Annotated in this window: 12 protein-coding genes and 1 riboswitch; of the genes, 9 read left to right on the forward strand and 3 right to left on the reverse strand. The window is 62.3% G+C overall.

From position 1 onward, the window contains the following. Nucleotides 1–9: 9 nt before the first annotated feature. From SNL23_RS06270 to SNL23_RS06280, 3 genes are read right to left on the reverse strand one after another with little or no spacing between them, the layout of a single operon-like run. Complete coding sequence (locus SNL23_RS06270) at nt 10–936, reverse strand: FecR family protein (RefSeq protein WP_318301849.1); 927 nt, start codon at nt 934–936, stop codon at nt 10–12. Nucleotides 937–974: 38 nt separating this feature from the next. Continuing rightward, nucleotides 975–1,520: an RNA polymerase sigma factor gene (locus SNL23_RS06275; RefSeq protein WP_076016371.1), complete on the reverse strand. Its 546-nt coding sequence runs from the start codon at nt 1,518–1,520 to the stop codon at nt 975–977. Beyond that, complete coding sequence (locus tag SNL23_RS06280) at nt 1,517–2,191, reverse strand: secretin and TonB N-terminal domain-containing protein (RefSeq protein WP_076016372.1); 675 nt, start codon at nt 2,189–2,191, stop codon at nt 1,517–1,519. Before SNL23_RS06280 ends, SNL23_RS06275 begins: the two co-directional genes overlap by 4 nt. 162 nt (nt 2,192–2,353) lie before the next feature. Between SNL23_RS06280 and SNL23_RS06285 the strand changes: the two genes are divergently transcribed. From SNL23_RS06285 to mntP, 9 genes are all read left to right on the forward strand, one after another. Further along, nucleotides 2,354–2,665, forward strand: a complete 312-nt coding sequence (locus tag SNL23_RS06285; RefSeq protein ID WP_167665542.1) for a hypothetical protein — start codon at nt 2,354–2,356, stop codon at nt 2,663–2,665. Between the two features lie 137 nt (nt 2,666–2,802). Then, nucleotides 2,803–3,657, forward strand: coding sequence for a MurR/RpiR family transcriptional regulator (locus SNL23_RS06290; protein ID WP_032898755.1), 855 nt, complete (start codon nt 2,803–2,805; stop codon nt 3,655–3,657). A gap of 21 nt (nt 3,658–3,678) precedes the next feature. Then, nucleotides 3,679–4,221, forward strand: a complete 543-nt coding sequence (gene ddpX / locus SNL23_RS06295) for a D-alanyl-D-alanine dipeptidase (protein WP_063029126.1) — start codon at nt 3,679–3,681, stop codon at nt 4,219–4,221. Nucleotides 4,222–4,339: 118 nt separating this feature from the next. After that, complete coding sequence (locus SNL23_RS06300; RefSeq protein ID WP_318301850.1) at nt 4,340–5,890, forward strand: ABC transporter substrate-binding protein; 1,551 nt, start codon at nt 4,340–4,342, stop codon at nt 5,888–5,890. A gap of 161 nt (nt 5,891–6,051) precedes the next feature. Beyond that, nucleotides 6,052–7,068 carry an ABC transporter permease gene (locus tag SNL23_RS06305; RefSeq protein WP_017475340.1) on the forward strand — a complete coding sequence of 339 codons (1,017 nt, stop codon included), beginning with the start codon at nt 6,052–6,054 and terminating at the stop codon, nt 7,066–7,068. Nucleotides 7,069–7,087: 19 nt separating this feature from the next. Continuing rightward, nucleotides 7,088–7,969, forward strand: coding sequence for a D,D-dipeptide ABC transporter permease (ddpC, locus tag SNL23_RS06310; protein ID WP_032868129.1), 882 nt, complete (start codon nt 7,088–7,090; stop codon nt 7,967–7,969). Continuing rightward, nucleotides 7,966–8,961 (forward strand): ABC transporter ATP-binding protein, encoded by a 996-nt coding sequence (locus SNL23_RS06315; protein WP_076016375.1) that lies wholly within the window; start codon nt 7,966–7,968, stop codon nt 8,959–8,961. The genes ddpC and SNL23_RS06315 overlap by 4 nt, the downstream gene beginning before the upstream one ends. Next, nucleotides 8,958–9,908 (forward strand): oligopeptide/dipeptide ABC transporter ATP-binding protein, encoded by a 951-nt coding sequence (locus tag SNL23_RS06320; RefSeq protein WP_017475343.1) that lies wholly within the window; start codon nt 8,958–8,960, stop codon nt 9,906–9,908. Before SNL23_RS06315 ends, SNL23_RS06320 begins: the two co-directional genes overlap by 4 nt. A gap of 40 nt (nt 9,909–9,948) precedes the next feature. Beyond that, a riboswitch (yybP-ykoY riboswitch) is annotated at nt 9,949–10,116 on the forward strand. 10 nt (nt 10,117–10,126) lie between these two features. Continuing rightward, entirely contained in the window at nt 10,127–10,690 is a 564-nt protein-coding gene (gene mntP, locus SNL23_RS06325) for a manganese efflux pump MntP (RefSeq protein ID WP_167665544.1), read from the forward strand. The last annotated feature ends 7 nt before the right edge of the window (nt 10,691–10,697 follow it).

The following is a 10,697-nucleotide window of genomic DNA, read 5'->3' on the forward strand; positions in this document are numbered from 1 at the left end:
CACACCAAACTAACTCAACAAAACCACCCCCCCAGGCAACTCCGTACACTTAGCCCCATACGCATCGCGAATCAAAAGCGCCACCCCCGCCAACTGATGCAAACTAAACCGCGCCTGCACCCGCCGCTTGCCCAACTGCGCATTCATCAGCAGCAACATCCCCGGCCGATAGCGATTAATCTCATCCACCACCGTCGCCAACGTCGCGTTATCAAACACCAACACCTGCTCCCGCCAGGCCACCACCGCCTGCACATCCACCGCCACCGGCTCACCCACACCGCCAGCGTCATAAGTCAGTTGCCGACCACCCTCAAGCCGAACCGTACGCCCGCCCACAGCCACCGACACCGCCCCATCAATGCACGTCACACACACACTGTGATCCGTATTGCGCACATTGAACCGCGCCCGAGCCGCACTCAACCACCCTCCACCAGCCTGAACCTGAAGCGGCATCGCAGCATTGGCAACCACCTCAACCTCCCCCTCCACCAACTCAATCCCACCTTCACGCCGGCTGATCCGCGTCTGGGTATTGAGCTCCAGCCGAACACCCTCACTCAACTCCACCCGCCGCTGCTCGCCGACCTCGGTGCGGTAATCCGCCGTCAACCCGGCAAATCCACCCGGCACGGTAAACCGCACCATAAACACCGCCGCCGACGCCGCAATCGCCCCACCCAAAAACGCCCGTCGCCCAAAATGCCGTGGCCGGGAAAACTGCTCGGCGGCCGGTGCCAATTGCTGCCATAACACCTTGGCCTGCTCGAACGCCCGGGCATGTTCCGGGCTCTGGGCGCACCACTGGCGCAACGCTTTGGCATCCGCAACGGTGGCCCTGCCCGAAGTCAGCAGCACCAGCCAATCACGCGCTTCATCGTGCAGGGGGTTGTCTGGCACATTCCGGGCAGCGGGGAAGTTAAAAATGTTCAAGCGCGCAGGTACTCAACGGATTATCAGGGACTCAATCACTAAGACGGTTTTCCGGCCCCGGGACCGAACCGCTGGATCACTTTTCTTTCAAGGCGCTGCGCGCAGTGGCCCAGCCCGGCCTTGATTTCCTTTTCGACCATGCGCGTGGAAATCCCGAAACGCTTGGAGATTTCCAGATGCGGCGCCTCTTCCAGGCGCGCAGCGATAAGGATCTGACGCCGCCGCGCCGGCAGCTCGTAGAGGGCCTTGAGCAAGGACTGGATTTCCCGCTGGCCACCCACCACCCGCGACGGGTCCTGGGCTTCATCGACAGTCTGCAGCAGCTCTTCGACTTCGCTGCCGGTCAGCAGCCGCGCATCCGCCTGGCGCCGGTCGGCGGCGATGTTCAGGGCCATGCGGTACAGGTAGGCATTGGGTTGCGCCAGGTTCGGCGGCACCTCCATGCGGTCGACCCGCAGGTAGGTTTCGTGCAGCACGTCGTTGGCCAGGTCCTCGGACCCGAGGCGCTTGCGCAGGCGTACCTTAAAGTCCTCGTAGGACGCCAGGAACAGGCTGACCATCGTGCTGTGGCCGGTGTCTTTCATGCCCCGGAAACTCCTTCCCCTGCTGTGCATTCCATGCGTGTTCCTGTTGAATCGGGCATCAAAAGTAAGGTCACCGGCAAGCGCAGTGAACTGGGCGCCGGGCGTTCGACACGGGTGGAGCCCAGGCCGCGTACCAGCGCTTCGTCACGCTGCAGGTCGCCGGTGGAACTGACCAGGCGGCTGTGTTCGATCACCCCGTCACCGTTGACCCACACCTGCACCAGCGCCCGGAAACTGCCGGGGCGGGTCAGGGGCGAACGGCACAAACTGCGCTCGATCGCCTGCTGCAAGGCCGTGGCGTAGCTGTTGTTGATCCGTGCTGCATGGCCGGCCTTCAGCCCTCGGGTGGTTGCCGGCTGGCTGACCTCGGGGACTTGCAAGGTGAACGCATCGCTGCGGGCATAACGCGCCATCAAGCCACTCCCTGTCAGCAGCAGGCCCAGGGCTTGCTGCGCGCTGTAGCGGCCATGTACACCGATGGAACGCCGGCCCCGGGTCAATTCACGGTCCACCAGCACCGCCATGCCGGTGGCACGGCTGAACGCTTGGAGGGCGTTGTCCAAGTTCTGGGCAGGCAGGTCCAGGATCACTTCGGCGCGCACGCTTTGCGCCAGCCCCAACAGCAGAGCCAGGCAGCAGCCCGCGCGCCTCCAAGCCCCCCTGCTCAGCATCGCAACACGTCCGACATAGCCTACAAAACCGTCATCCTGAGGCCCGTTTATGAACCTGATGTTACGGTGCCAGCAAAAAAAACATCACGGTGACGGCCAGCCCGCTGCACTACACTTTTGCCCTATACCCGCCCATTTCCCAGGGCGCGCCAGGAGGCACTGATGAACCTGTTCCCGACCCTCGCCCGCCTGTTGCTGTGTGCAACCCTGCCGCTGATGGCCCACGCCGAAGGCGCTCCCAGTGGCTGCGCCGAGGTCAATGTGGATGGCTACAAGGCGCCGGACTATGGCTGCCTGAGCCAGCAAATGGGCAACAACCCGGACGCCGCAAAAGCCACGCAAAAGAACCAGGAAGCGCAGCAGGTGCCCATCGAAAAGCGCAAGCCGAACCAGATCGGGCTCTCTACGCCAGCGGCGACCAGCGTGCGTATGGGCAATACCTTCGGCACATCGGTGAAACCCCAGCGGCCTTGATCGTCGCTTGTCCCCCTCCTGCGTACCCGCTCGAAAAAAAGCCATTGTGTTATCGCGATTGCCGATGTTATGTTTCTAACAGACATCAAAATCATGAAACCTGAGTAACATCAATGACCGGTCTCCGCGAAAACGTCATGGATAAAAACAGCTTCCAGCGCACGCTGGAACAGCAGTTCCCGACGCTCACGCCCACCGGCAAGCGTATCGCTACTTACCTGCTGGGCAACCTGCAGCAGTTGCCATTCGAAACCGCCGACAGCATTGCGCAACAGGCCGGTACCACCGGGATTTCGGTGGGACGTTTTTTGCGAACCCTGGGTTATCGCAACCTTGATGACGTCAAGCAAGGCTTGCGCGGCGACCCGCAAGCGTCCTGGCTGATCACTGACCGTCTGGGTGCCTTTCGCCAGGAGAACGATCAGGAAGACGCCCTCGACCGCTCCCTCAACCGCGAGATCGAAGCCATCCAGCACGTCTACGGCCTGGCCCGCAGCCAGGGTTTTGCCGATATCGTGCAGCACATCGTGGACGCCGACGCCGTGTTTATCCTCGGTATCCAGTCCACCCGGGGCATCCTCAACGCGTTCCACAGTCACCTGGAATACATTCGCCCCAAGGTCTATTACGTCGACGGCCTGTCGGGAATCTACGCCGAGACCCTGAACTCCGGCTTTGAAAAACCCTACGCCATCACGGCGGACTTCCGCGCTTATTCCAGCATCACCCCCACGTTCTGCGAGACCGCGAATGCCCAGGGTCTACCCTTGGCGCTGATCACCGATTTGCAATGCCCCTGGGCCCGGGACTACGACCTGGACCTGCTGCAACTGAAAACCGATGTTGGCCAGTTCTGGGACTCCATGGCGCCCCTGACGTGCCTGTTCAACCTGATGGTATCCGCGGTCGCTGACCGCTACGGCGAGCGCCTGGACGCACGCCTGGCGAAAAACCGCGCCCTGCAACAGGCCTTCGGCCAGTTCGAATCCTGACCCTGGAAAGGAAATATTTGAGTGAATACCAGCCCATTGGTAGAAATCGCCCCACCGGAGTACCCGGTACAGGTCGACCTGATCTACGCCAGTGCCGACAACCTGGCAGGCACCGTGATCTACCGCAACGCCCGCTGCCTGCTGCACACCGAAGCGGCGGCCTGCCTGCGCAAGGCGAGCCTGTTGGCACGCCAGGCCGGCATGACCCTGCTGATCTACGACGCCTATCGGCCGGCCTATGCCCAGCAACTGCTGTGGCAAGCCCTGCCCAACCCAGACTACGTGCGCGATCCGCGCCTGGGCTCGCACCACACCCGCGGCGTGGCCGTCGACCTGACACTGATTGATGAACACGGCACACCACTGGACATGGGCACGGCGTTTGATGCCATGGAGCCCAAGTCCCACCAGTTCTACCCCGACTTGCCGCCGCAGGTGCAGCGCAACCGCCTGCTGTTGTTGGGCATCATGCTCGGCGCCGGCTTCAAGGCGATTGCCACCGAGTGGTGGCATTACGAATTGCCGGACGCCGAACTTTTCCCATTAATTGAGGAGTCACACTGATCACAAGGAACGTACCATCACAATAATTAGCAGCACCCTTTAGCTCCAACTGCCCGGTTATAGATTTCATAAAAATAAACCAACCCGCTTTTTCCTCTAAATAATCAAGGAAACCGGCATGACCCCAAGTAACCGCAAGACCCTCGCACTCTCCCTGCTGTGCGCCGCCCTGAGCCTGGGCGCGTGGCAATCGGCAAGTGCGGCCGCGCCCAAAGACACCCTGATGATCGGCAAGGCCGCCGACCCGCAAACCCTCGACCCGGCCGTGACCATCGACAATAACGATTGGGCGGTGACGTACCCGGCGTACCAGAAACTGGTGGCCTACAAAGTCGAAAACGGCAAGGGCAGCACCGACGTCAAGGGCGACCTCGCCGACAGCTGGACCACCTCGGCCGACGGCCTGGTGTGGGACTTCAAACTCAAGCCCGGCAACAAGTTCGATGACGGCGCCGAGGTAGATGCCAATGCGGTGAAGTTCTCCTTCGACCGCGTGATGCAGCTCAAGCAAGGCCCGTCGGGCGCGTTCCCGGATGACATGAAAGTCACCGTGGTCGACCCGCTGACCGTGCGCTTCACCCTGACCAAACCCTACGCGCCCTTCCTCTACACCCTCGCCCACAACGGCGCCGGCATCATCAACCCGGACGTGGTGAAACAGGGCGACGTCAACGCCTACCTCTCCACCCACACCGCCGGTTCCGGCGCATTCCGCCTGACCAACTGGCAAAAGGGCCAGAGCCTGACCCTGGAACCCAACACCTACTACGCCGGCGCCAAGCCCGCGCTGAACAAGGTGGTGATCAAGATCATCAGCGAAGCCTCGGTACGCCGCCTGCAACTGGAACGCGGTGACCTGGACATCGCCGAAGACATGCCCCAGGACCAGCTCACCAACCTGGCCAAAAAGAAAGACGTGGTGATCAAGGAGTTCCCGTCGCTGCGGGTGACCTACCTGTACCTGAACAACCAGAAAGCCCCGCTGAACAACCAGAACGCCCGCCAGGCAATCGTTGATGCGGTGGACTACAAAGGCATTGTCGACGGCATCCTCAAGGGCCAGGCCAAGTTGATGAACGGGCCGATTCCCGCCGGCATGTGGGCCAATGACCCGAGCCTGCCATTGATGAAACAGGACCTGGACAGCGCCGGCGCCAACCTGAAGAAGCTCCCGACAAAAATCACTAACCTGAACTACATGTACTCCGACAAGGACCCGGACTGGGAATCCATCGGCCTGACCCTGCAAGCCAGCCTGGCGCCGCTGGGGATCAACCTGAAGATGGAAAAACTGGCCAACGCCACCATGCGCGAGCGCCTGGGCAAGGGTGACTTCGACGTGTCCATCGGCTCGTGGGCGCCGGACTTCTCCGATCCCTACATGTACATGAACTTCTGGTTCGACTCCTCCCTGCAAGGGCTGCCGGGCAACCGCTCGTTCTACAGCAACCCGGTGGTGGACAAGCTGATTCGCGATGCGGCGGCCAACAACGACACCGCCAAGCGCACCGAGCTGTACCAGGAAGCCCAGAAAATCGTGCTCAAGGACAGCGTGTACGCCTACCTGTATCAGAAGAACTACACCCTGCCGATGCGTGATTCAGTGAAGGGTTATGTGTTCCATCCGATGCTGGAGCAGGTGTTCAACGTGGCTGAGATCAGTAAGTAACTGCCGCTTGATCTCGATACCCCTGTAGGAGCGAGCTTGCTCGCGAAGAACCCGAGAGCGCCGCATTCATTCAGGATCAGCGCGCCATCATTGACGACCTTCGCGAGCAAGCTCGCTCCTACAGTTGAACGCTGCCCGCCCTGTGTTACCGAGGAGCCCTCATGGCCTTCCTGAATATGTTGCGCAAACGCCTGTTCGGCCTGATTTTGGTCGTCGTCGGCGTTTCGCTGATTACCTTTTGCATCTCCCACCTGATCCCGGGTGACCCGGCGCGCCTGATTGCCGGCGACCGGGCCAGTGACGCCATTGTCGAGAACATCCGTCATCAACTGGGCCTCGACCTGCCGCTGTACCAGCAATACGGCCGCTACATGAGCGACCTGCTGCACGGCGACCTCGGCACGTCGATCCGCACCAGCCGCCCGGTGCTGGAAGACCTGAAAGCCTTCTTCCCCGCGACCCTGGAACTGGCGGTTGCCGCCCTATTGCTCTCGGTATTGGTAGGCGTACCGCTTGGCGTGTTGTCAGCGGTGTATCACAACCGCGCCATCGACCAGATCGCCCGAACGCTGGCGGTCACCGGTATTTCCACGCCGGCCTTCTGGCTTGGCCTGGGCCTGATCGTGTTGTTTTACGGCCAACTCGGCTGGCTGCCCGGCAGCGGTCGGCTGGATGAAGGCCTCGAACCGCCACGCACCATCACCGGGTTCTACCTGATCGACTCGCTGCTGGCCGGCGATATTCCGCTGTTCCTGAATGCCCTGGAGCATCTGATCCTGCCCGCCGTGACCCTGGGTTTCGTCAACCTCGGCGTGGTCGCCCGGCAGATCCGTTCGGCGATGCTCGACCAGTTGGGCGAGGACTACATCCGCACCGCCCGTGCCTACGGCCTGTCGCGCTGGGCAGTGATCCTGCGCCACGCCCTGCCCAATGCGCTGATCCCGTCGATCACCGTACTCGGCCTGACCCTCGGTGACCTGCTGTACGGCGCCGTGCTCACCGAAACCGTGTTCGCCTGGCCGGGCATGGGCGCCTATGTGGTGAAGTCGATCCAGTCCCTGGATTTCCCGGCAGTGATGGGCTTCGCGATCATGGTGTCGTTTATTTATGTGCTGCTGAACATGCTGATCGACCTGCTCTACCGGGTGGTCGACCCACGCATCGGCGAGGTGAATTGAGATGACCGCACCCGTGACCATGCCCGTACCGGTACCCTTGGAGCAGCGCCCCACCTGGCGCGCGCGAATGGAGTACCTGGGCTATCAAATACGCCGCAGCCCGCTGACCATCGCCGGCCTGACCATCACCTTGATCGTGCTGATCTGCATGGCCTTCGCCCCTTGGTTGGCCAGCCATGATCCCAACGCTTTGAACCTGGCCCAACGCCTGGCCGAACCTTCCGCCGAGCATTGGTTCGGCACTGATGAAGTCGGCCGCGACCTGTTCAGCCGGGTGCTGTACGGCAGCCGCCAGTCGGTGGGCGTCGGCCTGTTCGTGGCGTTTTCATCCTGCCTGGTGGGCGGCTTGCTGGGTTGCCTGTCGGGGATTATCGGCGGGCGTTTCGACAGCCTGATCATGCGCCTGATGGACATCATGCTGTCGGTGCCGTCCCTGGTGCTGATCATGGCCCTGGCCGCAGCCCTGGGCCCGAGCCTGTTCAACGCGATGCTGGCGATCACCGTGGTGCGTATTCCGTTCTACGTGCGCCTGGCCCGCGGCCAAGCCCTGAGCATTCGCCAGATGGGCTACGTCAAGGCGTCCCAGACCTTCGGCGCCGGGCGCTGGCACATCGTGTCGTGGCACGTGGGCCGCAACGCCATGCCGCCGTTGCTGGTGCAACTGAGCCTGGACATCGGCAGCGCGATCCTGATGGCCTCGGCCCTGGGTTTCATCGGCCTGGGTGCACAGCAGCCCACCGCCGAATGGGGCGCGATGGTCGCCACCGGGCGCAACTTCATTCTCGACAACTGGTGGTACTCGACCTTTCCGGGGCTGGCGATCCTGGTCACCGCGACCGGTTTCAACCTGCTGGGTGACGGTGTTCGTGACCTGCTCGACCCACGGCAACAGGGGAAATGACCATGTCCAGTCCGGCAGTCCTTGCCATCGATAACCTGAGCCTGGAGTTCCCGGCTTACCGCAACAACGTCCAGGCACTCAACGGCGTGTCGTTACACGTCAACCCCGGCGAAGTGGTCGGCGTGGTGGGTGAGTCCGGCTCCGGTAAATCCGTGACCGCCATGCTCAGCCTGCGCCTGCTGCCGGAACGCAGTTACCGGATCACCGCCGGCAGCTTGCAGATGCTTGGCCGCGACATGTTGGCTGCCAGCGAGAAGGAGCTGTTGCAGATCCGCGGACGGGACGCGGCGATGATCTTCCAGGAACCGATGACCGCGCTGAACCCGACCCGGCGCATTGGCCGGCAGATGCTCGACGTGATCATTCACCACCAGCGCCTGAGCAAAGCTGCCGCTCGCGCCAAGGCCATTGCCCTGTTGCGGGACATGCACATCGCCGACCCCGAGCAAGTGCTCGACAGTTACCCTTTCGAACTCTCCGGCGGCATGCGCCAGCGGGTGATGATCGCCCTGGCGTTTTCCTGCGACCCACAGTTGCTGATCGCCGACGAGCCCACCACTGCCCTCGACGTCACCGTGCAACGCCAGGTGCTGTTGCTGCTGCGGGAAAAAGCCCGGGCACGCGGTACCGCGATTTTGCTGATTACCCACGACATGGCGGTGGTCTCGCAGTTCTGCGACCGGGTCTACGTGATGTACACCGGCGCGGTGGTGGAAGAAGGCCCGACCGCCCAAGTGATGAGCGACCCGCGCCATCCCTACACCCAGGGCCTGCTCAGCGGTTTGCCGGAACAGGTAAAGCCCGGCGACGACCTGCTGACCATCCCCGGCCAGGTGCCCAACCTCGCCGCCCTGCCCTCAGGCTGCACCTTTCGCGAACGCTGCCCCCAGGCCATGAGCCAGTGCATCGAGCGCCCGCGCCTGGATCTGATCAACCCTGCCGGCACCCGCAAAAGCGCGTGCTGGCTGACTGCCGGGGAGTCGGTGCAATGACAGTGCCTCAAGATTCACTGCTGGCTCTGCGGGATGTACGGGTCAAGTTCCCGGTGAAAACCGACTGGCTGGGCCGCCCGCGCGGTTATGCACACGCCCTGAACGGCATCGACTTGCAGGTTCGCCGCGGGGAAACCCTGGGGATTGTCGGCGAATCCGGCTGTGGTAAAAGCACCCTCGCCCAACTGTTGATGGGCCTGGTCAAGCCCAGCGACGGCGAAGTGGACTGGGTCTATGAAAGCGCCCGGGAACGCCATCGCCATGTGCAGATCGTGTTCCAGGATCCGCAATCGTCCCTCGACCCGCGCCTGCCCATCTGGAAAATCATCACCGAGCCGTTGTTCGCCCTCGGCGACACGCCCAAGGGTGAAATGCGCACCATCGCCGCCAAGGTCGCCGCCCAAGTGGGCATCCGCGCCGAATACCTGGACCGCTACCCGCACCAGTTCTCCGGTGGCCAGCGCCAACGCATCGCCATTGCCCGCGCGCTCGCCTCCAATCCGAGCATCCTGGTACTGGACGAGCCGACCTCGGCCCTGGACATCTCGGTCCAGGCACAAATCCTCAACCTGCTCGCCGAGCTGCAACGCCGACTGGGGCTGACCTACATCCTGATCTCCCACAACGTGTCCGTGGTGCGGCACATGGCCGACCGGGTGGCGGTGATGTACCTGGGGCAGATCGTGGAGCTGGGGTGTGCCGAGCAAGTGCTGGAGCAGCCGAAGCATCCGTATACCCAACTGCTGCTGGAGGCCGTGCCCAAGCTGGGGGTGGCGCTGGATGATGCGTATGTCAGTGCGCCCACCGAGTTGCCGGGGAACCGGGTGTTGCCGGGCGGGTGCTTTTTCCTTGATCGCTGCCCGCGCCGCACCCAAGGGTGCGAGCGGCCGCAGCGGTTGACCGGCGGGATGAGTCAGCAGGTGCGATGTCATCTGGAGCATCCGTGAGGCACGGTTAACAAAATTTTCATGTAGCCAAGGCTATGATCCGCCACCTCGTTGGGGAGTAGCCTGCTTCGGATTCTCGAAGCGTTCGTATCAACATTCTCGGCAACATGCCGTGGTGCGAACACCATTTTGGTTGGTGAGACCAGCGACACATCCATGCCTGAAGTCGGGCGTGTGGTTGTGTCGTTGACTCATATAGCCCGACTGGAAGTCTTACCGTGAACCCCATTTCCCTCATCCTTCTCGCCCTTGCCATGTCCACGGACGCCTTTGCGGCGGCCATCGGTAAAGGTTCCAGCCTGCACAAACCGCGTTTGACCGAGGCCCTGCGGGCCGGCCTGATCTTTGGTGTGATCGAAGCCATCACGCCGATTATTGGCTGGGCTATTGGCCAGGCTGCCACCCGCTGGGTGCAGGACTGGGACCATTGGATCGCCTTTACCTTGCTGGTCGGCCTGGGCCTGCACATGATCTACAACGGCATGAAAGCCGATGATCCAGAGGAAGAGAAACCGAGCCAGCACTCGTTCATGATTCTTGCCGTGACGGCGTTTGCCACCAGCATTGATGCCCTGGCGGTCGGTGTGGGCCTGGCGTTTGTCGACGTGAATATCCTGGTGGCCGCTGCGGCGATCGGCTTGGCGACGATGACTATGGTGACCATCGGCATGATGCTCGGCCGGGTGTTGGGGACTGTGGTGGGCAAGCGCGCCGAGATGGTCGGCGGCGTGGTGCTGATGCTGGTAGGTGCGACGATTTTGTATGAGCACCTGTCGGTCTAGACAATAG

Origin of the sequence: Pseudomonas sp. SED1 (assembly GCF_034044025.1) — a bacterium.
In the GTDB taxonomy this organism is placed as follows: domain Bacteria; phylum Pseudomonadota; class Gammaproteobacteria; order Pseudomonadales; family Pseudomonadaceae; genus Aquipseudomonas.

What these genes read in the sequence shown, in the direction of transcription:
- SNL23_RS06305 (WP_017475340.1), top strand. Translation starts at nt 6,052, where the DNA reads ATGGCCTTCCTGAATATGTTGCGCAAACGCCTGTTCGGCCTGATTTTG.
- SNL23_RS06275 (WP_076016371.1), bottom strand. Translation starts at nt 1,520, where the DNA reads ATGAAAGACACCGGCCACAGCACGATGGTCAGCCTGTTCCTGGCGTCC.
- SNL23_RS06300 (WP_318301850.1), top strand. Translation starts at nt 4,340, where the DNA reads ATGACCCCAAGTAACCGCAAGACCCTCGCACTCTCCCTGCTGTGCGCC.
- ddpC (WP_032868129.1), top strand. Translation starts at nt 7,088, where the DNA reads ATGCCCGTACCGGTACCCTTGGAGCAGCGCCCCACCTGGCGCGCGCGA.
- SNL23_RS06290 (WP_032898755.1), top strand. Translation starts at nt 2,803, where the DNA reads ATGGATAAAAACAGCTTCCAGCGCACGCTGGAACAGCAGTTCCCGACG.
- SNL23_RS06280 (WP_076016372.1), bottom strand. Translation starts at nt 2,191, where the DNA reads ATGCTGAGCAGGGGGGCTTGGAGGCGCGCGGGCTGCTGCCTGGCTCTG.
- SNL23_RS06320 (WP_017475343.1), top strand. Translation starts at nt 8,958, where the DNA reads ATGACAGTGCCTCAAGATTCACTGCTGGCTCTGCGGGATGTACGGGTC.
- SNL23_RS06315 (WP_076016375.1), top strand. Translation starts at nt 7,966, where the DNA reads ATGACCATGTCCAGTCCGGCAGTCCTTGCCATCGATAACCTGAGCCTG.
- SNL23_RS06285 (WP_167665542.1), top strand. Translation starts at nt 2,354, where the DNA reads ATGAACCTGTTCCCGACCCTCGCCCGCCTGTTGCTGTGTGCAACCCTG.